We start from the raw sequence: 21,919 nt of genomic DNA on the forward strand, positions 1-21,919 counted from the left end.
CGTGGCTATCCTGTTGGAGATGTCAACAGAACTTAAAGCAAAGGTACGAATGTTTTACTTGGGCAATGCCGTGATAATGCCTTCTGGGGATGGCAGATCAGGGTTGTCCAAACACCGTGCACCACACCGCCATTACCGTTGCAATATGCGGCTCAATCGCAGTTTCATCCACGATGTAACGCTTTCGCCCATCAAGCCGTTGTGCATGTTGTAACCGACGGTATTCACGATACTCCTGTTGTGCTGCCAAGGCTTGATCTGCTGGTAACAGGCCAGCGTCTGCTGCAAAACCAAGCAGGGCGATATTGCCTTTGTTGCCGGTCAGTTTCGGGTGAGCTGCCGAATAAGCCAATACCAGATACTGTACGATGAATTCCACATCAATGATGCCACCACGGCCATGTTTCAGATCAAAGCCTTCACGGCTGCCCAGTCGGTTTTCCAGCATTTTGTGACGCATGGCATAAACTTCTTGACGCAAGGTAGCCAAGTCACGATGTTGCATCAGCACGTGCTGTCGGATTGTCTCGAATTGTTCACCAACGGCTACATCGCCGGCACAGTAGCGGGCGCGGGTCAGGGCTTGATGTTCCCATACCCAAGCATGGCCATGCTGGTAATCGGCAAAGCCTTCGATACTGGTTACCATCAACCCACTTTCGCCATTGGGGCGTAATCGCAGATCAATCTCGTACAGCATGCCAGCAGCAGTCGATGTACTCAGCCAAGTGCCGATACGCCGGGCCAACTTGGCGTAATTCTCACCCGCACTGTCATGATCATCTTCATATAAGAAGATCAGGTCCAGGTCAGAGGCGTAGCCCAATTCTTTGCCACCCAGTTTGCCGTAACCGATGATCGCGAAACGTGGCATATCACGATGCTTGCCTGGTAGAGCCAGCCAGCAGCAACGCAGCACTTCAGCCAAGATCAGATCAGCCAGATCCGACAAATGGTCTGATAGGGTTTCCAGCGGCAACAGGCCCGCCAGATCCTGCGCAACCAGCCGGAACAGGTGGGTGTGCTGGAAGTGTCGCAACATGTCCATCTGCTGTTCTGCATCGCCGGCGACGGCATCCAGCTCTGCGGCCAGCCGCTCACGTGCTTGTGGCCAATCGGGTGCGGCATAGAGCAGTCTGGCATCAAGCAGTTCATCCAGCAGAATCGGGTGGCGTGTCAGATAGTCGGAAACCCATGGGCTGGCACTATACAGACTGGCTAGCCGCTTGAGTGTTTGTGGGTGTTCACTCAGCAATGCCAGATAGGATTCGCGACGTAGGATGGTATCCAGCAGTCGGATCATTCTCGATAAGGTGTCGTCCGGATTGGGCATGCCTGCTGCTACTTCGATGATCGGTGGTAGCAGTGCATCCAGCCGTCTGCGGCTGCGCTCCGGGATTTGCCGATAGCGGGATGAGGATTTCATTTGCCCCAGCAACTGCTTGACGGTATCCGGCTCGTGGTACCCCAGTTCAGCCAGTTTGGCAGTGTGCTGTTCACTGTATTCGTCGTCCTGCCATAAGTCATCCAGTGGGTGTTCGCCTTCGTCCTGTGGGGCTGTGAAGACATGCTCGAAATGATTGGTGACCCGGCTGCGATGCCGTTGCAAGGTTTTCTCAAAAGCACCCAACCCATCAAAACCCATGCTGTGGGCAATCTGCAGCCGGTCTTCTGCTTGTGTCGGAAGGGTTTGTGTCTGCGCGTCATCCAGATATTGCAAGCGATGTTCCAGATTGCGCAGAAAGGTGTAAGCATCCAGCAGCTCATGTGTGGCATGGTGTGGCAATAGTTTGTGTTGGCCTAACCAGGCAAGTACGGCCCGGGTTGAGCGTAGTTGCAGGCCGCGTTCCCGACCACCGCGGATCAGCTGAAACACCTGTGCGATGAATTCAATTTCGCGTATGCCACCTGGACCCAGTTTGATATTTTCGGCCATGTCACGTCGTGCTACCTCGCGACGAATCTGACCATGAAGGCTACGCATCGAAGCATAGGCACTGTAATCCAGGTATTTGCGATAGACAAAGGGCTTGACCAGCGCCCATAATCCCTCAGCATCCCCAGTCAGGGCGCGACCTTTCAGCCAGGCATAGCGTTCCCATTCGCGGCCTTGGGTATGCAGGTATTCCTCCAGCATGGCAAAGCTCGATACCAGCGGGCCGGAGTCGCCATAGGGTCGCAAACGCATATCGACTCGGAATACAAAGCCATCGGCAGTTGGCTCGTGCAATGTGGCAATGATCAAGCGTCCCAGTCTAGTGAAGAACTCGTGATTCGATAGCTTGCGGGGGCCATTGGTGGTGCCATCTTCCGGATACACGAAAATCAGATCGATATCCGACGAGACATTCAATTCGCCGCCACCCAGTTTGCCCATGCCAACCACAATCAATTGTTGTGGCGTACCGGTCTCGTCGCCAATCGGCTCGCCAAATTGTGGGTGCAACCAATGTGCATGGTGCTTAACGGCCTGTTCAACGCTGATTTCAGCCAAGCTGGTTACGGAGCTGACGACTTCATTGAGGTTCGCCAGGCCACTGATGTCGCGCAGGATGATTCTGGCCATGACATGTTTGCGCAGGGTTCTCAGCAGACGTTTCAGTCCGACCTCATCGGTGACGGCGGGCTGTTCGGCAATGAACGCTTGCATTGCTGCTTTGTCGTACGGTTGCTGTGCCAGTGCGGTTTCGGTGCTGACCAGCATGGGACTGGCGGTATGCAAACGTTGCAGGTAGCGGCTATGTTGGCTGGCCAGATCAAATGGGGTAGCGGATTGGTGTTCGCGCATCGGCAGGGCTTTCGATAGAATGGCGGCGATTTCGATGATATTCCAATATCCTATTGTTGCCACAGCGTGATGCCAATGATGATTTGGCTGGTTTCGTTCAGGCTGGGTTACGCATGGAAATGGTATAGATTGAGAAGTGTATCGGACAAATGACTGTTACGTGCAAACGTGGTGGTCGTTGTCCGACCGGGTAGTCCTGAATGTGCCGTATGCAGACAGACCTGATGTCGATGAGCCCTTCCAACCTGATCCAGGTAACTGCGAATGGGCGCAGTCTTTCTTTCAGGCCAAACTGTTTCGACTGGTTGATACAGGGCTGGCAAACTGCCCGACTGCATTCTGGGACGGAGCACAGCGGGGTGTGGCTGTGCCCAATCATATTTGACTAGCCTTTGGCGTGGCCTGCGATAAGGCCGACAAGCGTAGTGTGAAATCGCTGCCTTGTCCCGTGATACTGATTGTTGATGTCTGATACTTCGCCAAGCAAGGCTTCCATTTACTTCCGTTTTTGTCGCAAGCTCGTCTCACGCGCCATTGCTTGGCACTGTCGTGCCATATTACGCATCACCTTGGCTGTTGGTGTGCTGTTGTTGGCCGTGTGGGCGACATTGCAGTTCTGGTTGTTTCCCAATCTGGATCAATACCGGCCGGACTTGGTGAGATTGGCCACTCGCGAGATCGGCTTGCCGATGACGATTGGCAATTTGTCAGGTTATTGGGATGGTCTGTCACCGCGTATTGTGTTCCGGGATGTCCATCTATTCGATACTGGCGGGCGGCCCGCAGTTGCGTTTGATCAAGTGTCAGCGACAGTGTCATGGTGGTCACCAGTGCTGTTCAAGCTCCGTTTTGCGTCGCTGACGTTGGAACGCCCAGCATTGGTGGTGCGACGTAGCCAGGAGGGTGTGATTTCCCTGGCAGGTATCCCGTTGAATGGTGATGGCCCTGATAGTGGTTTTGGCGATTGGGTGCTTGAGCAGTCTGCCATCGATATTCGCCAGGCGCAGCTGACCTGGCTGGATGATCAGTTTCAGGCGCCACCGTTGACGGTCGATCAGGTCGACTTCCGCCTGGACAATCGGTTCGGCTACCACCGTTTTACATTGTTGGGCAGACCACCAGCCCAGCTGGCATCACAACTGATGCTGCAAGGTAATCTGCGTGGTAAGCGACTGACCGAATTGGGCGGTTGGTCTGGCCAGACACGTTTCTCGCTCGACTACGCGGATCTGGCTGCCTGGCGCCAATGGATTCATTACCCGGTCTCGCTTGAGCGTGGTAAGGGGGGCGTCAGTGGTCAGCTTACGCTGGACCGTGGCAAGCCAAAACGCTTACAGATGGCGTTAAAGTTGAATGATGTGCAGGTCAGGTTAGGTCCGCAATTGTCGACACTGAGCGTACAGCGCATGAATACTGAATTCAACCTGGAGCGAACCGGCCAGCGCTATGATCTGCAGATTGCTCAGTTTGATCTGGACCGCCGTCAAGGGGCTGACATCCGGCAGCGCAACTTGCAAGTGGAACTGACAGATACAGGAGCGGGCGGCTGGCAGTTGACCCAGTTGAATGCGCCAGCTCTGGATTTGGCACCACTGGCCGAATTGGCCAGTACCTTACCCTTGCCAGAGCGAGTCAACCGCGCCCTGCAACAGTCCAATCCAAAGGGGCGATTGCGGGATGTTCGTTTTGAATGGGCGGCCGCGCCTGCACAAAGCTATCGTTTCAGTGGTGCATTTGAGCAGGTCAGCCTGGCGCCTATTGATGGTTCGCCAGGTGTTACCAGTTTGACGGGTGCGATCATGGCTAGCGAGCAAGGTGGCACCATGACACTGGATAGCCAGGAGGCCAGCTTGACCTTGCCGGGTGTATTCGAGCGTCCCCTCGCATTGACCAAGCTGGATGCCGCATTGGATTGGAAGCGGGATGGCAAGACTTGGCGGGCGCAGTTTCGCCGCATGCGGGTCGTCAACCCAGATCTGAATCTGCGGGTTTCCGGTGAATATCGATACACTGGCAAGGGCGCGGGCTGGGCCGATTTACAGGCTGAACTGGGCAGTGTAAATGCCAGCGCGGTGTGGCGTTATATGCCGCTGGTGACGTCTGCGGATTTTCGCCATTGGTTACAGGCAGCGCTGAAAGCCGGCACAGCAGAAAATGCCCGCATGGTGTTGCGTGGTGAATTGGATCAATTTCCATTTGAACGACCCAACAGCGGTGAGTTCCGGGTAGATGTGGATGCCCGTGATATCGATTTGATGTTTGGTCCGGGTTGGCCGAGAATCGACAAATTGAATGCAAAATTGGCCTTTGTTGGTGATCGACTGCGGATCGATGGCAAAAGTGGCAACATATTTGGTACACGCATTCTGAAAGTGCAAGGTGATATCCCCAGCCTTAACCGGGGTGACAAGCTGTTGATCAATGGTGAAGTAGAAGGTAGAACGGATGATTTTCTGCGGTTTGTCGACAGCAGCCCGGTAGACCAAGCGTTGGATGGTTTCACCCGAGGTATCAAGGCGCAAGGGAATGCTCGTTTGGGTATCAAGTTGGATATCCCGTTGCAACATACCGATGACACCAAGGTTGCTGGTCTTGTCCGTTTAGCGAGTAATCGACTGGATTTCGGGAAGTCCATTCCGCTCCTAAACAATGTCACGGGAACACTGCAGTTCACGGAACGGGGTATCGCCTTCAATAATCTTGCGGGGGAGGCTTTGGGTGGACGCTATGTGGCGAATGCAGATACCTTGGCGGACGGTACAGTGCGTATTACAGGACGCGGCCGGGTGACCGGGGCTGGTTTGCAAGGCTGGTTGGATCGTCCCTTGTATCGACAGCTGAAAGGCGATACAGCCTTTCAGTTGGGGTTGTTGATCCGTCACAACGGGACTGATCTGCTGGTGGAATCGAATTTGCAGGGTATGGCAGCCGATCTGCCACCGCCGTTTGCCAAGGCGGCGAGTGAGCAGCGTCCATTACGATTGCAATTGGCGGATAGTGCAGGGCAGACCCGTTGGCAACTGCGGCTTGATCGGCAACTGATGTTGGATATGCTGGAAAGGCCGGATCAGCCAATGGCGGGCAATGTTGTATTGAATCCGCTGCCGGAACAAGCTGGCTTAGGGGGTGAGCCGATTCCAATGGCTGGAACAATCCGGTCTGGGGTCAATGTGTCCGGTACGTTGTCAGCATTTGATGTCGATCGTTGGTTGCCATTGCTGAGTAGCGGTGATGGTAGCAGCACGCTGGCTTCGTTGAGCATCAATGATGTACGTGCCAACAGCATGACCATTCTGGACAAGACATTGCGCGATGTGAAGCTGAGTGCACAGCATGAAGGCAGCTCATGGCTGTTCAATGTCAGCAGCCATGAACTGCAGGGTGTTATCAGTTGGAACAGTCACGAAAGCGGCCGCGTGACAGCCCGATTGAAACGTTTGCAGCTGCCATTGGCCAATGCAGAGCGTAGCCCGGATGCCGTCAGCATGACTCAAGGTAATAACCTGCCTTGGCTTGATATTGCCATCGACAACGTGCTCTATAAAGAAAAGAACATCGGCAAGCTCGAGCTACGTGCCCAGCCACGTAACGATACCTTGCGTTTCGAACGCCTGGTCTTGCAGGCGCCGGATGGTACCTTGAAAGCTGATGGCTTATGGGCATTCCGGATCCGGCCGGAAAGCTCGCAGTTCAATTTCCGGATTGAAAGTGATGATGTCGGTAAATACCTAGCCCGCTTCGGTTACGCCGACACGATCCGCAAAGGTAATGCCAAGCTGGAGGGGAAATTGAGTTGGCAGGGCAGCCCTTATGACCCGGTGCTGGCCACCTTGACCGGTCAGATGATGCTGGAGGCTAAAAATGGCCAGTTCGAAAAGATCGACCCAGGCATTGGTAGGCTATTGGGTATTCTGTCGTTGCAGTCCTTGCCACGTCGCATGACGCTTGATTTTGGTGATGTATTCAGTGAGGGATTGGCGTTTGACACCGTGACCGGCAGGGTGCTGGTCAACAAAGGGGTCATGAATACCGACAATGGTGTGATTGTTGGGCCTGCTGCTGTCATTACCATGAAAGGCGATGTGGATGTGGTGAAAGAAACACAGAACCTGTCGGTACGTGTCGTACCCAAGGTCGGCGATGGGATTTCCATTGCGGCCTGGGCTGCATTGGCCAACCCATTGGCTGGTGTCGGTGCGTTGGTACTGCAGAAGCTGATGCAGGAACCGATCGGGCAATTGATTGCCTATGAATACCGGATCAGTGGCGATTGGCGGGAGCCCAAAGTGGAAAAGGGTATACCCGCTAAACCCAAGCGAGAGCCGCAGTCAGGAAAGTAAAAGCGAATCCCTTGACACCGCTGGGTTCGCTATCAGATTGACATTAGTATGGCCATCGGGCTGATAGGCTGGTCTGGCATGTTACATGTGGACCAATTCTGCTGGCATCTGCCGGCTGCAGGGCAAAATAACGAGAACCTGAACATGTCTACCAAAGCACATACATCAAGCAGGAGCAAAAAAGCCGTACCCCAATCCGTTGTCGGTGCAACCCGCGTGGCGGCAATTCAAATGGCCTCCGGACCGTCGGTATCGGCCAATCTGACGGAAGCGGAGATGCTGCTGGATATGGCGGCCAAGGAAGGGGCCAAGTTGGCGGTCTTGCCTGAGTACTTCGCTATCATGGGCATGAAGGAAACCGACAAGGTCGATGCCAGGGAGGAGGAAGGTAAAGGACCAATCCAGCGTTTTCTAGCCAAGATGGCCAAGAAATACAAAATGTGGATCATTGGTGGCTCGGTGCCATTGGTCAGCAGCCAGTTGGGTAAGGTCCGCAATGCCTGTCTGGTGTATGACGACAAAGGCAAGCAGGTCGCTCGGTATGACAAGATCCATCTATTCGGTTTGGAGATGGGTGAGGAAAAGTATTCCGAAGAGCGCACGATTGAACCAGGTAAGGATGTGATCGTAGTTGAGACGCCATTCGGCCGCATCGGATTGTCGATTTGCTATGACCTGCGTTTCCCGGAACTGTATCGTGCTATGCATCCCGTTGACTTGATCGTGGTGCCGGCGGCCTTTACCGAAACGACTGGTAAGGCGCATTGGGAGCCACTGCTGCGTGCCCGGGCGATTGAAAATCTGGTTTATATCATTGCTGCAGCACAGGGTGGTTACCACCGCAATGGCCGTGAAACCCATGGCGACAGCATGATCATTGATCCGTGGGGGGTGGTGCTGGATCGGTTGTCGCGTGGTTCGGGAATCGTGATTGCCAACATCAATCCAGCCTACCAGCAGCGCCTTCGTGGTAGCCTGCCGGCACTGTCGCATCGCACCTTGTGAAATTGCTGCGACGCGATCCAGTCGAACTGACGGCCAGCCAACTCCGGTTGGTCAAAGCTTTACGGTATGGCTGGTGGGTATGGCTATTGGTGGGATTGGCCGTTGCGTGGTATGTGAGACACGCAGTACCGACTGAATGGAGCTATTGGCTATCCAGTGCGGTGATCGGCATGGTTGGCTACCGTGCACTGGTTCATATCGATTTACGGTCACGTGGGGCGCCCAGCATTGTCTTCGGATTGATCATCTTCTTCTTGATGCCTTTGGCCAAGTGGCTGGGTGGTGCTACCGAATGGCCTCAGCCGTTGCACTTGGCAGGTACGTTGCAATACCTGGGTTGCGTGTTTGCCAGCTGGGGTATTTGTGCACGAATCGGCCGGCGCGAGCTCATTGCGTTACAATCGACTTTATCCCGACAGCTGGATGGGCAGTTGACCGCTGCCGAAGAAAGCGAACCTGGCTGGGCGCGACGTATCAGTGTACGGCGCCGTTCACCGACAGAATGAAGAGAACCATCATGCAGACACAAGCCACAAGCGCAATCTATCAACCTAACCCGTCGGTCTTGTTCGAGACCGCACGGGATACCCTGTTAGCCCCTTATTCGCTGGATGATCATGCGCTGGATCATGTGTTCGGCGATATCATGACGCATGATGTGGACTATGCCGATCTGTATTTCCAATACAGCCGTTCGGAAGGTTGGACGCTAGAAGAAGGAATCGTCAAATCCGGTAGCTTCAATATCGATCAGGGTGTGGGTGTCCGCGCAGTTTCTGGTGAGAAAACTGCTTTTGCCTATTCCGATGATATCAGCCTGCCTGCGCTGAAGCAGGCAGCTGATGCCACCCGTGCCATTGCGCGTCACGGTGGCAGTCGCCAGATCGGTGTTGTGCAGCAGCATCATGGCCGTGGTCTTTACCTGCCGCACGATCCGATCGCCAGTCTTACCGATTCGGACAAGATTGAGCTACTGGAGCGGATTGAAGGTTATGCCCGTGCGCTGGACCCGCGAGTGACACAGGTGATTGCGCATTTGGCTGCCGAATACGAGGTCGTGATGGTGGCGCGTCATGATGGGGTACGGGCTGCCGATGTGCGCCCGTTGGTACGGTTGTCGATTCAGGTGATTGTAGAGGAAGCTGGTAAGCGGGAACAAGGTAGCGCTGGTGGAGGTGGCCGCTTTGATTACGCCTATTTTAACGATGCCATACTGCGTGATTATGCCGCGAAGGCGGTTCATCAGGCGGTGATCAATCTTTCTGCTCGACCTGCACCGGCTGGTGAAATGACGGTAGTGCTGGGCGCGGGCTGGCCCGGCATTTTGTTGCACGAAGCCATTGGCCATGGACTCGAAGGTGATTTCAATCGCAAGGGTTCTAGCGCCTTCTCTGGTCGAATCGGAGAAAAGGTGGCGGCAACCGGCGTTACCGTTGTGGATGACGGCACGCTACATCAGCGTCGTGGTTCATTGAATGTCGATGACGAGGGAAATCCGACCCAATGCACTATGCTGATCGAAAATGGCATTCTACGTGGCTATCTGCAGGATTCGCTGAATGCACGTCTGATGGACGTGCCAGTAACAGGTAACGGCCGCCGTGAAAGTTATGCCCATATCCCGATGCCACGTATGACCAATACCTATATGTTGTCTGGTGATAAAACCCGTGACGAGATCATTGCTTCGGTCAAGCATGGCATATATGCCGCCAATTTTGGTGGTGGCCAGGTTGATATTACCAGTGGCAAATTCGTGTTTTCTGCCGCTGAGGCCTACATGATCGAGGATGGCAAGATCACCTATCCGGTGAAAGGGGCTACGTTGATCGGCAACGGCCCAGATGTACTGACTCGAGTTACCATGATTGGCAATGACATGGAGCTGGACCCTGGTGTGGGTACCTGTGGTAAGGAAGGTCAAAGTGTACCGGTTGGTGTTGGGCAGCCTACCTTGCGTATCGATGGTGGATTGACCGTGGGCGGTACAGCCTGATTAGATTGCTTGCGAATCAAAAGCCGTGTGGTCACCCACACGGCTTTTTTTGCCTTCGTTACAAGGTGTGAGTTGACGAGAGGGAATGCTGATTCTTGGACGTACTATTCATCATGTGACCTGTGTACGTAATTTGATTGAATCAAGCAAACGCTTGTTTTAGACTCGTCATAATCTTGTTGTCTAACTATGATTGGTTGCCATGAAAACACGCCTGACTGAATTGCTTGGCATTGAGCATCCTGTTGTTTGCCCTGGTATGAGCTGGATTGCTGTGCCGGAGCTCGTGGCTGCAGTCAGTAATGCCGGTGGTCTGGGGATTTTGGCGACCGGGCCCCTGACTGCAGTGCAGACTCGTGAAGCAATTCGTCAGATTCGAAGTCTGACGGACAAACCATTTGGTATTGGTTGTACGTTGATGATGCCGGGCGCAAGGGAAAATGCGGAGGTCGCACTGAAAGATCAGGTACCAGTCATCAATTTCTCACTGGGCAAAGGTGATTGGATCGTACAGCGTGCTCATGCCTACGGTGGGAAGGTGATTGCAACCGTAGTTACTGAAAAACATGCACAGGCAGCCGAACGAATCGGCTGTGATGCTTTATTGGTTACTGGGCATGAAGCAGCCGCGCACGGCGGAGAGGTGACCTCGCTGGTGCTGGTGCCAGCCATTGCACGGAAAGTGAAGATTCCGGTTATTGCGACAGGCGGTTTCGGGAATGGCGCTGGATTATTGGCTGCATTAGCGCTTGGGGCAGATGGCGTTGCCATGGGGACCCGCTTTGCCATGACGCGAGAAAGCCCGGTGCACAGCCAGACCAAGGCAGCAATTGCAGAAAAGCAGGTGTCTGATACGCTGTATTCAACCCGCTTCGACGGCATCCCATGTCGTGTCATGAAAACACCCATGAGTGAGTACTTGCAAAAGAAACCGATGGGGTTGATCAAAGCTTTGTTTACCTCGCTTACTGTTGCACGCGAGATGCGGATGCCAATCCCCAAGCTACTGTTGGGTACAGTGCTGAAAGGGCCCGGCATGATGTTGCAGATTGCGTATTTTGGCGCAGCCACCCCTCGTTTCAAGAAAGCAACAGAACAGGGTGATCTCGATCATGGTGTGCAGATGATCGGGCAGGTACAGGGCTTGATTGATGATGTGCCGACTGTGGCTGAGCTGATGCCCAGAATCATGAATGAGGCGGTCCTGGCATTCGACAGTTTGTCGAATCAGTGCAAATAATCATGCATCGAAATGCAAGATTCTTGCCAGGCTACGCAATGAATTGTTATTAATTTAATATTTCGGCAATAATTAACTCACGTGTGTGGGTTCACAGCACATCTATGCATTATTTTTGTGCATTGAAAATAAAAAATAAATGAATGTTGCGTGGGGCTATTGCGCAGTGTGCAAATATCCGTACAATAGCCTCAGATGTGACTGATTGGATACTACAAACAGGCATATCACCTGTAAACAGGCGCGTTGTGTGATGCAATGCGGCCAACTGTCACCGACCGTGACCCGTCTCACTGCCTGGCAGCGGTACCCTGCGCTAGCGCACAATCCGGCGACCCCGCCGGAACAAGCCGTACAGTCGATTGTCTAGATGGTTTGTGTTGTCGACATCATGTCGAAAAGTCGTGCAAATTCTTGCAGTGCGACTAGTATTAGGGGTGAGTAATATATGTCTAAGCAATATCAGTCGGTTCCACCAATTCCGGTGATGGATAATCGAATTCCATGTGCCGAATGTGGAGAGCTGCATTATCAGAATTCGGCCAATCGCTTGTGTCTACGCTGTTGGCGAACCCAGACGCTGATGGTGGCGCGTGCAAACGCTGCTATGCGAGCGTGACCTGCATGGGGCTGGTAGTCCTTGCAGTGTGTTGTTGGTAGTTCGTTGTTGTTGTTTTAGCAGTCTTACCTCGATCCCTTGGGACGGCTTTGGCCGTCCTCTTTTTTTGTCGTGATGCAATATGCACCGGCTCTAGGTTTGCAGGATAATCACGTTATCGCCGGCTGGCCCGGCATTCCACGCAGATGGCCGATTCCATGAAGATCAGTACTCATTTTGACGCTGGCAGTATTGAAGTCATCAATACTGAACGTGCTGACGATATCCAACTCAAGATTCGTCAGGATTCACATTCCGATTTCCTGCAATGGTTCTATTTCCGTTTGCAAGGGGCAGCCAATCAACCATGTTCAATGAGAATTCTGAACGCGGGTGAGACTTCCTATGCCAAGGGTTGGGAAGACTATCGTGCAGTTGCGTCATATGACCGCGAACACTGGTTCCGAGTGTCTACGCGTTTCGATGGCAAGGAAATGGTCATCGATCACACACCACAAGCCAATAGTGTGTACTACGCCTATTTTGAACCGTACTCTCACGAGCGGCATCTGGATTTGATCGGCATGGCCACCGACAATCCATGGTGTGAAGTGGAAGACCTGGGGTGTACAGTGGATGGCCGCGATTTTGATATGTTGATTGTCGGTGATCAGGACCCAGCAAAACGTAAGATCTGGGTGACGGCACGTCAACATCCAGGTGAAACCATGGCTGAGTGGTTTGTCGAAGGGCTACTGGAGCGCCTGCTGGATGAAGATGACGCCATCGCCCGTAGCCTGTTGGCGAAAGCCAACTTTTACATTGTGCCAAACATGAACCCTGACGGTTCAGTGCGTGGCAATCTTCGAACCAATGCAGCTGGTGCGAACTTGAATCGGGAGTGGATGGAGCCCAGTATGGACCGTAGCCCGGAAGTGTTTCTGGTGCGTCAAAAAATGCATCAGATTGGTGTGGATCTTTTCCTGGATGCGCATGGTGACGAGGCATTGCCCTATATCTTTGTGGCGGGCTGTGAAGGCAATCCAAATTACAGTGATCGGCTGCACATACTGGAGGATGCATTCAAGCGCAACTTGGCGCTAGCCAACCCTGATTTTCAGGACAAATTCGGCTATGAGCGAGACAAGCCGGGAGAAGCAAATCTGACACTGGCCACCAACTATGTTGGTCAGCATTTCGACTGCCTGGCCTATACCCTGGAAATGCCATTCAAGGACAACGCCAACCTGCCAGACGAAGAATATGGTTGGAGCGGGGAGCGTAGTAAGAAGTTGGGTGCCAGCACGCTACAGGCATTTTTGGCAGTGATTGATCAGTTGCGCTGATAAATTTACACAAATAAAAAGGGGAGCTGGGCTCCCCCTTTTTATTTGCTGTGCTTATTTCAATCAAGCTGCAGGCTGATTGAGCCCTTTGGGCAACGAGAACACGATATTCTCTTCCACTCCCTGAAGTTCCTCCACGGCACCAGCACCAAGTTCACGAATACGGGCGATGACTGCTTGTACTAGTACTTCAGGTGCAGAGGCGCCGGCGGTGACACCAACACGTTGCTGATCCGCAAACCATTCTGCGCGAATTTGCTCAGCATTGTCCACCATATAGGCAGGACGACCAAGGTTCTCAGCCACTTCGCGCAGGCGATTGGAATTGGAGCTGTTGGGCGAGCCAACCACCACCACCACGTCAGCCTCTGCAGACAGCTTCTTCACCGCATCCTGACGGTTTTGGGTTGCATAGCAGATATCATCTTTCTTTGGCCCGATAATTGCTGGGAAGCGGGTGCGTAGACTGTTCACGACAGCAGCGGCGTCATCTACCGACAGGGTGGTCTGAGTAACATAAGCTAGTTTTTCGGGATTGCCGACTTGTAAGTTGGCCACATCTGCAACGGTTTCTACCAAATGCATCCCGCCATTGGCTTGCCCCATAGTGCCTTCGACTTCAGGATGACCTTTGTGGCCAATCATTACGATTTCATAGCCACCTTCCCGCATTTTCTTGACCTCCACATGCACTTTGGTCACCAACGGACAGGTGGCGTCGAAAACTTTCAGGCCTCGTGATTCTGCTTCCTGGCGTACAGCTTGAGATACACCGTGGGCACTGAAAATCAAGGTACTACCTGGCGGCACTTCCGACAGATCTTCAATGAAGATGGCACCTTTGCGTTTCAGGTCTTCTACTACGAACTTGTTGTGGACGACTTCGTGGCGCACATAGATGGGGGCACCAAACTGCTGAAGTGCGCGTTCAACAATGGCAATCGCGCGGTCAACACCGGCACAAAAACCCCGAGGGTTGGCGAGAAGAACTTGCATGGCACTCAACTGAAGAATAGGTTGGAACAACCGACTATTTTACTAGGCTTTTGTCTATGGCGAAACCGGCGTTTGGCGGCTTCTGTGTGCTTTAGTGTCTAAAGTACATGGCTTTGCTTCAATTCCAGATACCGATTGACCAGCGCCAGTGGTAGTTGCTCGGGGACAACATCGAGACATCGAGCACCACTGGCCGTCAATTGCCGCAAGGCATGCTGGCGACTGTTGTTATAGTCAACCGTGGCGGCAAAGGTGAGCGCATCGTCAAGGGTATTGACCATGTGGTGCGATAATTCCAGTGCCTCTTCGCGCAAGCTGGCTAGTACGACCAGATGACGTTCGCGCAGCAGCTTCAATGCGGGCAAGAGAATGCTATTATCTTCATCACGTAGGCTTGTGACCAAGATGACCAAGCTACGCCGCTTGACCTGAGCCATCAAATCCAATGCGGCACGGACATAGTCCGGCGACTGATTGCTTGGTTGCAGATCGAACAGCGAATCCATCAACAACGTGGATGTTGATTTGGCCTTGCGTGGTGACAGAAAGCGCGCCTGTTCACTGGCAAAGGTCAGCAGTCCGACCGCATCGCCTTGTCTTAACGCGACATGTCCGAGTAACAACAAGGCATTCAAGGCGTGATCAAAATGTGATAGCTCGCCGTCTTGCGCACTCATACGGCGACCACAATCCAACAGAAAGACGACCTGTTGATCCCGTTCGTCCTGATATTCACGTGAAATCAGTTTGCGCGTACGAGCAGTGGCTTTCCAGTCTATTTGGCGCTGGCTGTCACCTTCTCGATATTCGCGTAATTGGTGAAACTCCATGCCTTCCCCGCGCCGACGATGCTGAAGCACACCCAGCAAGCTCAGGCGGTTGGCGGTTGCAAGCAATGCATAACCTGCCACTTTAGCGAAGTTTGGGAACACGCGAATGGTCTGTTCCCTGCCGAGTCGCACGGTGCGTTGCCACAGGCCGAGCGGACTGTTCAGCCGTGCTTCGACCCGCCCAAATTGAAAGCTGCCACGTTGAGTGGCGCGTACTTGATAGCTTAAGTGCATCCCCGTCTTACCTGGTAGACGAATATGCAAAGGCAGATCCTGACAGGCCAGTTCCATGGGGTGATGGTCATATAACAAGGCTTTGATGGGTAGGCTGCCGGTGTGGCGCAATGTCAGTTTGACTGTGGATTCCACCCCGACCGGAATCACACCAGACACTTCACGTTCGACTGTCAGTAGCAAAGGGGTTCGCAGTGCCAAGATGGCATCCAGTAATGCGACACCGCCCAATACAAGCAGCACGATACGCCAGGGCTCCTGAAGCAGCTCAGGCCAGGGAATAGTGGCTACAGCCAGTGCCAGTAGCACCAGTAGTAGCGCAAGTAGTAGGCGGCTGGGTTGCAACATGGTTATTGGCGTGGCGCCTCGACTTCAATTAGCAATTGCTGTAGCAAGCGGTCGGCATCGGTACCTTCAATCTCGGCTTCTGGTGCAGGTATGACCCGATGGCGCAAGGTGGGTAGTGCAATCTGCTTGATATCATCTGGCGTGACAAACGTGCGCCCAGCCAACAATGCGCAGGCTCTGCCGGCCCGCACCAGGGCAATGGCACCACGAGGGCCTGCGCCACTGGCCAGGCGTGGAAATTCGCGTGTGGCACGGGTCAGGCGAACTGCATAATCCAATACCCGATCATCCAGGATGATGCGTGCCGCCATTTCCTGCAACGCCAGTACTGTGGCTGGTTTGATCAATGTCGGGACGACATTGACATCTAGCTGCTCGCCCACCGCACCGTTGGTGACCTGCTTGACCAGACGGGTTTCTTCATCGAGCGTGGGATAGTCAATGCGAATCTTCAGCAGGAACCGGTCCAGCTGCGCTTCAGGGAGGGGATAGGTTCCTTCTTGGTCAATCGGGTTCTCGGTGGCTAACACCATGAACGGGGCGTCCAGCAAGTGTGCTTCCCCCTCAATGGTGACCTGTCGTTCCTGCATGACTTCCAGCAATGCTGCTTGTGTTTTGGCGGGAGCGCGGTTGATTTCGTCTGCCAACAGCAGATGAGTGAAAACTGGACCTTTACGGGTCGAGAATTTGCCGGTGGCAGGGTCATAAAGTGTATGCCCAGTCACATCGGATGGCATGAGATCCGGCGTGAACTGAATACGCCGGAAATCGCCATTGAAGGTTTTGGCCAGGGCCTTGACCAGCAAGGTCTTACCCAAGCCTGGGACGCCTTCAATCAATACGTGTCCGCCTGCCAGTAAGGCAATCAGGGTTTGGTCGATGATATCGCGTTGGCCGACCAGTGCGCGACCAATGGCATCGCGCATGGCATCTAGGGCTTTGACGGCTTCGCCCAGTCGGGATTCGAATGTCGGATCTTGCGTCATGTCTTTGCCTACAAGGATTGATGAATACGGATCAAGGATTGGATGCAGCGTAGAAATGCATCGCTGCGTTTGGGTTGGCCGTGAAGTGCAGCCTCGATATCAGAAGGTGTCAGATGGCTACGTTCGCTTAGTTGGGTGATCAACTGAGCCGTTGGCAACGAGGCCAGTGCAGGGTACTGCTGGCTCAAGCGACGAGTTACCCATTCACGTACTTGAGTGAGCATCCAGGCTTGCATGCCATGCTGCCACCAGAAGCGGCCCACGGCTGCAAGATGTTCACCTAGTCGACGCCGGACGGGCTGCGGATCTGGCTGGATTGGCCCGAATCGAGGCGCAACATGCCATAGCCATGTCAGTATCAGCACCAGAGCAGTGATGATCAAAGGTAGGGCACTACGGCTGAGCCAAGTCCAGGTCGTTTCGCCCTCGATGAAGGCAGCAATCCATACAGGGCTTGGTTTGCCGCCTTGGTTCAGCACTTGCCACAGAAAGTCAGCATGATCATGCCGAGATAAGGCATTTTCAACCATGAAATCAAAATTGGACAGAACGGTAATGCGGCCACGGCCATATTGAAGGTGCAGCATGCGCAAGCCGCTGGCATCGTTAATCGTCCATTGGGCATCCTTGCGATCTGTCAGCAGGTTTTGATATGGCGTGAACTGTACTTTGAACTGATATGCGCCAAGCTTGATGTGAGTGACATCAAGTGGCAAGTCGTTATTCTTCACTGCATTCTCAATCGCCTCCCGGTCAATATCCAGTGCATCCAGCAGTAGATCGTTTTGATCAGGTTGTTCTGCTTCGATGAACAAATGGCCGCCACGTTTGGACCAACCCAGCAACTGATCGACGTGGGCGGGTTTGATAAATGAATCGCGGCGATCGCCCAACATCAGGGTGGCTGAGGGGGGAAGGTCTTCAAGCTCTGCCAGGGTCAACACGCGATGTGGTTTTGCACCCAATTTACCCAGCCAAAGCCGCAGGGCATAGTAAGCATCGGTTGCAGCATCGCCACTGGCGGCAACCCAGCGGGAATTGGGATAAGTCTCGACCGCGCTGATCATGAACGCGATCAGTCCGGTGACCAGAATGAGGGTGGCCCATTTGAGAAATCGTGTCATTCACTGGTCTCCCGCTGCAGAAAGTAACTGGCCCAACGGGTGCAAAGTGACTCGATTGTCGTGAGGGCGGGAAGGTTGTGACCGTAGGCGGCATGTTGCCATGCAGTCACCAGCTCATTGAAATAGTGATGTGCCTCGACGGAAATCAACGCTCGACTGCGCAGCGTGCAATCTCGTTCGGTATCGCCTGGTTCAACAGGTAATTGGTAATCGTGCACCAGTGACGATAGCGATGCCCGATATAACAGTGACAAAGCCTCCCGCAATTTGCCCTGCGCGGCTAATGTCTGTGCAGCTTGGCCCGGATGGGCCGGCAAGGATTCCGGTGTGATCGCCAGGCCGAATAGTGCAGCGGGTGGCATCCGTTTACGCCAACTGGGTTTGCCAGCTTCAAATCTGACATGTCGTAATAGCCAAGCAACGGCTAACGCAATCAACAGGCCACCAACAAGCCAGACCAGCCAACGCATGCTGCTGGCCAGGAGCTCCAGCAAGCCCAGCAACCAGTGTGGATCATTTTCCGATGCGTCATGTTTGGATCGCTTATCTGTATCCAGCCATTCCCGCAACCATTGGTTAATACGTGGCTTGAGCCGCCATGCCGTATAGTGTTCATAGTGGCCAAACTCCGGTCGAGCCACGATGTTGTCAATGGTCTGTTTGGCTTGTGAAGGAGTGGCGCTGGGTTTGGCTGGTGGGTTGGCATAGGCCGTGCCTGATTGCATGAGCGGTAGACACAGTAAGGTACCCACCAATAGCCAGCTCATGACTTGCCTGAGGTGGTGGCTACCACGATTGCGATGAGTGAGTCGCCGGAATGTCAGCTCAATATCCCATCCTTCCAACTGGCTGCGTCGATTCAAATACAAGGCAAAGCCGGATGCTACATATAACGGTTCAGTGATCAAGATGGCCGTCAGCCAAAGGCCATTACTCAGCCATTGCCATGAGGTTTCTTCACTGGTAATGGGCTCCCAGATACTGGACCATTCCGGCGATACCATGCTGTCTGGCCATAGAATGATCAATACCATCAGAATGGCAAAAGTAAGGAATGCCTCCATATGTACCAGCACAATACCCATCCAGATGCTCTGCGAACGGCCTTCACGATCCAGTACACGCTGTCGATCTCTGCACGCTTTGCCAGATTGATGTTCCAGTTGTCGAATCGGCAGGCGGAACGTACGGGAAAGCGAAACCCTGCCTATTGTCAGGCCGTAGATCGTACCAGAATGGCGCAACAACTTTGGAAGCGCCCATAACGTTTCCCGCCAGCCCGGATGGCTACCGAAAATCGCTTGTGAGTAGAAATGCAGAATGATTCGTTCATACACAGGTTTCAGCCACCAGACCAGCATCATGGCAAGCATCGGCCATCGCCAACAGATCAATAGTAATGGCAGAATAATGGCCAAGATTGCGGGTAGCACGGCACGGTACATCGGGAATGCCAGTTGACGATACATTGCCACGCCCAGATCCAGCGCTTCCCATGGCGTGCGACTACGCAGGGCAAGGGACATCCGATCAAGCTGCATGTCGACGCCCCACGAACACGAAATAAATCAGCAACAGAATCCACAGTGTGATGCCCAGACCGACCTTGAACTCAAATGGTGCCCACTGGTTGGAAGACCAGAAGCCTTCAATGAACGCAGCAATGAAGGTCATGCTGGCAGCCCCGAAACAAAGGCCAACAGCAGGTTTGGCGGCATGCTTGAGGGCCGTGGCGCGACTGTAAAGGCCTGGTGCAATCAATGCCATGCCGATACGTAGGCCAGCGGCACCAGACATCACTGCGCCCAGCAGTTCGAATGCGCTGTGACCTGAAACGAAGCCCCAGAAGTGTTCACCTGCACCGATTTGGGTGAGATAACCTGCAACTGAGCCATGCATGATGCCATTCATGACCAGATAGAACACTGTGCCGATTCCAAACAACAGACCTCCGGCAAAACACTGGAAATCGATCTTGATATTATTGCCGATATAGTGGCCCCACATCATGAAATCGGCGCCCGAATCGCGCCCATTCTTCATCATTTCGCCTTGGTACATCTGCTCAAAATTCTTAACCTCGGCGGTGGACATGATGTGATAGATCAGCTTTGGATCCTGCTGCAGCCAGATGATGCAGATCAGCAACGGAACGAAGTAGAGTGCAGCAGCAATGAACACGACGCCACGTTGTTCACGTACCAATTGTGGAAAGTCACGTGTGAAGAACCGCCCAATCTTGGTACTGACGCCAGTTCGAGCGCCATAGAGCACCTCATGGCCTTGCAGGGCCAGTTGATTGAGTCTATCCAGCAGGGCGCTGGTGTACTGCCGATCACGGGCCAATGCCAAGTGGGCGCAGACATCGCGATAGATTGCCGGAATGTCACGTGCCTGCAGTGTGACCTCCTGAATCGTTGCTTTCTTGTGGCGACCATTCAACCAATGCTCGAATGCTTGCCATGTGGCTTGGTGTTGTAGTTCAAATTGCTCTTGTGTCATCGCTGCCCCAGCAAATAACGGGCGATGCCGACCAGTTGCAGGCGTGGTGCAATGGTCTTGCGCTGATCTACCAATGGTTCCGCAAGGCTGGCCAGTTCGTCGGCGCGCTCGTCGGTCCAACCTGGCAAACGTTGGGCAAAATCGATGACTGCGCGTTGTTCTGTGGGGAGGAGTCGAGTTCTGGGCGATTGAATCGGTGCATCCGGCAGCATCTGGCCATAACGTTGTTCGTTGCTGTAGACCACAACGGTACCGGCGGCGAGATCCCCCAACCGCTGAAATCGTGAACTGATGATCATCGACAAAAAGCCAGTCACGTACATGAGTGGCATGAAATCGATAGCCCGCAACACATTGCGCGTCATCGACGCCCCCCAGGAAACGGGGGTGCCATCGTCCATCACTGTGCGTAATTTCATCAACGACTTACCTGGCGTAGCGCCATGCCGGTAAACCTCGAAGATGACCGGGTAAAACCACTCCAGCAGAAACCATAGAATCATGGCCATGCCGGTGCCATACTGTTCCAGGCCGGCCAGTGTGGCAGAGCAGACTGCAAAGATCACCAGACGGATAATGACATCCATCAACCAGGCCAACCCGCGGGAAACTGGCCCAGCTAGCCGAAGAGTCAACTCCACACCTTCGGGTGTGGAGATGACGCGGAGTGTATCAAGCATGCAACGGAATGTTATTCAGTAATGAAAATGTCATGATATGAGGCATAGATCGACGCCATCAACACAGGGGAGATGACCAGCATGCCCAGGCCAAAGGTGATGACGATCAGAACAGTCAGTAGCAACCCGATCAGACCGTATATCAGGAATGGGACAATGTTTTTTATGCATGCCTTGAAACTCATCTTCATCGCATCAAATGGCTTCATGTCATGGAATACCACCAGTGAAGGTGCAAACCAATAAGCCATCAGAATCGGGATGCTGACAGCCATAGCCAGCAGGAAGAACAGCACCATGCCAATACCCAAACCGCCAAGCGCAATCGCCGAAGAGGCATCACCCCCACCGCCAAAAATGGCGGCCAGCGCGGTAAAACCAAAAAAGACCATGAAGATGATGGCGAGTGCGATATAGACCAGGATGAAAGCACCCAGGTAGATCAAACCAACCAGGACCAGATCACCCAGTTTTTCCTTGGCAGAAAACAGATGATCAATGCGTAATTCGCCACCTTGCTGCAGTTCCCGGCAGCCCAGCATGACGCCACCCAGAAAAAATGGCATCAGCAGGTTGATGGCGATGCTGCCCAGTAATGGAATGAAGGCCATGATCATGATCATGATGAACAGCACAATAAACAACAATACCCACATCATCGGCGCCCGCATGAACAGGTTCCAGCCGGTGCCAATCCAACTTGCACCCTGACCTGCACCAACACTGCGGCCGTTGGGAATGAAATTACCGTCGAAGGTTTCCGATGGCCTGGAAACAACAGCCTGCGGCGCTGCGTAAGGGTTACTGCCGGGTGGTGTGGACATGTTTTCTCCCTTTATAGGTATGCTGCAATTCGCAATCGATTGCCAACGGGCTGTGTATACAAAGTTGTGCGCATTGGCATGC

At 53.5% G+C, this 21,919-nt stretch carries 16 protein-coding genes; 7 read left to right on the top strand and 9 right to left on the bottom strand.

Annotated elements, in window-relative coordinates; genetic code table 11:
- Nucleotides 1-97: 97 nt before the first annotated feature.
- The gene (glnE, locus tag FFS57_RS18065) at nt 98-2,788 is read right to left on the bottom strand and encodes a bifunctional [glutamate--ammonia ligase]-adenylyl-L-tyrosine phosphorylase/[glutamate--ammonia-ligase] adenylyltransferase (protein WP_137939240.1); all 2,691 of its coding nucleotides are present in this window, start codon (nt 2,786-2,788) and stop codon (nt 98-100) included.
- A gap of 160 nt (nt 2,789-2,948) precedes the next feature.
- Here glnE and FFS57_RS18070 point away from each other — a divergent pair, with 160 nt between their 5' ends.
- From FFS57_RS18070 to FFS57_RS18100, 7 genes are all read left to right on the top strand, one after another.
- Nucleotides 2,949-3,173 (top strand): hypothetical protein, encoded by a 225-nt coding sequence (locus FFS57_RS18070; protein WP_137939214.1) that lies wholly within the window; start codon nt 2,949-2,951, stop codon nt 3,171-3,173.
- Nucleotides 3,174-3,252: 79 nt separating this feature from the next.
- Nucleotides 3,253-7,128 carry a YhdP family protein gene (locus FFS57_RS18075; RefSeq protein WP_137939215.1) on the top strand — a complete coding sequence of 1,292 codons (3,876 nt, stop codon included), beginning with the start codon at nt 3,253-3,255 and terminating at the stop codon, nt 7,126-7,128.
- Between the two features lie 144 nt (nt 7,129-7,272).
- On the top strand, nt 7,273-8,133 hold the full coding sequence (locus tag FFS57_RS18080) for a carbon-nitrogen hydrolase family protein (protein WP_137939216.1): 861 nt from the start codon (nt 7,273-7,275) through the stop codon (nt 8,131-8,133).
- Entirely contained in the window at nt 8,130-8,639 is a 510-nt protein-coding gene (locus FFS57_RS18085) for a hypothetical protein (RefSeq protein ID WP_137939217.1), read from the top strand. Before FFS57_RS18080 ends, FFS57_RS18085 begins: the two co-directional genes overlap by 4 nt.
- Before the next feature lie 11 nt (nt 8,640-8,650).
- On the top strand, nt 8,651-10,129 hold the full coding sequence (tldD, locus tag FFS57_RS18090; RefSeq protein WP_137939218.1) for a metalloprotease TldD: 1,479 nt from the start codon (nt 8,651-8,653) through the stop codon (nt 10,127-10,129).
- A gap of 202 nt (nt 10,130-10,331) precedes the next feature.
- Entirely contained in the window at nt 10,332-11,369 is a 1,038-nt protein-coding gene (locus tag FFS57_RS18095) for an NAD(P)H-dependent flavin oxidoreductase (RefSeq protein ID WP_137939219.1), read from the top strand.
- Between the two features lie 816 nt (nt 11,370-12,185).
- A complete protein-coding gene (locus FFS57_RS18100; RefSeq protein WP_137939220.1) occupies nt 12,186-13,313 on the top strand; it encodes a M14 family metallopeptidase in 1,128 nt (375 codons plus the stop codon).
- 63 nt (nt 13,314-13,376) lie between these two features.
- Here FFS57_RS18100 and ispH read toward each other — a convergent pair whose 3' ends face one another.
- The 8 genes from ispH to FFS57_RS18140 all read right to left on the bottom strand — a co-directional run bounded on the left by ispH (nt 13,377) and on the right by FFS57_RS18140 (nt 21,837).
- Nucleotides 13,377-14,309, bottom strand: a complete 933-nt coding sequence (gene ispH, locus FFS57_RS18105; protein ID WP_137939221.1) for a 4-hydroxy-3-methylbut-2-enyl diphosphate reductase — start codon at nt 14,307-14,309, stop codon at nt 13,377-13,379.
- Between the two features lie 98 nt (nt 14,310-14,407).
- The gene (locus FFS57_RS18110; RefSeq protein WP_249384060.1) at nt 14,408-15,721 is read right to left on the bottom strand and encodes a DUF58 domain-containing protein; all 1,314 of its coding nucleotides are present in this window, start codon (nt 15,719-15,721) and stop codon (nt 14,408-14,410) included.
- Nucleotides 15,722-15,723: 2 nt separating this feature from the next.
- On the bottom strand, nt 15,724-16,707 hold the full coding sequence (locus FFS57_RS18115) for an AAA family ATPase (RefSeq protein ID WP_137939222.1): 984 nt from the start codon (nt 16,705-16,707) through the stop codon (nt 15,724-15,726).
- A gap of 8 nt (nt 16,708-16,715) precedes the next feature.
- Nucleotides 16,716-17,831, bottom strand: a complete 1,116-nt coding sequence (locus FFS57_RS18120) for a DUF4350 domain-containing protein (RefSeq protein WP_137939223.1) — start codon at nt 17,829-17,831, stop codon at nt 16,716-16,718.
- Nucleotides 17,828-19,357 carry a hypothetical protein gene (locus tag FFS57_RS18125; protein WP_137939224.1) on the bottom strand — a complete coding sequence of 510 codons (1,530 nt, stop codon included), beginning with the start codon at nt 19,355-19,357 and terminating at the stop codon, nt 17,828-17,830. The genes FFS57_RS18120 and FFS57_RS18125 overlap by 4 nt, the downstream gene beginning before the upstream one ends.
- 4 nt (nt 19,358-19,361) lie before the next feature.
- On the bottom strand, nt 19,362-20,333 hold the full coding sequence (locus tag FFS57_RS18130) for a stage II sporulation protein M (RefSeq protein WP_137939225.1): 972 nt from the start codon (nt 20,331-20,333) through the stop codon (nt 19,362-19,364).
- Nucleotides 20,330-21,013, bottom strand: a complete 684-nt coding sequence (locus FFS57_RS18135) for an RDD family protein (RefSeq protein WP_137939226.1) — start codon at nt 21,011-21,013, stop codon at nt 20,330-20,332. The genes FFS57_RS18130 and FFS57_RS18135 overlap by 4 nt, the downstream gene beginning before the upstream one ends.
- 11 nt (nt 21,014-21,024) lie before the next feature.
- Nucleotides 21,025-21,837 (bottom strand): BPSS1780 family membrane protein, encoded by an 813-nt coding sequence (locus FFS57_RS18140; RefSeq protein ID WP_137939227.1) that lies wholly within the window; start codon nt 21,835-21,837, stop codon nt 21,025-21,027.
- Nucleotides 21,838-21,919: the final 82 nt, after the last annotated feature.

It is taken from the genome of Chitinivorax sp. B (assembly GCF_005503445.1).
Taxonomy (GTDB): domain Bacteria; phylum Pseudomonadota; class Gammaproteobacteria; order Burkholderiales; family SCOH01; genus Chitinivorax.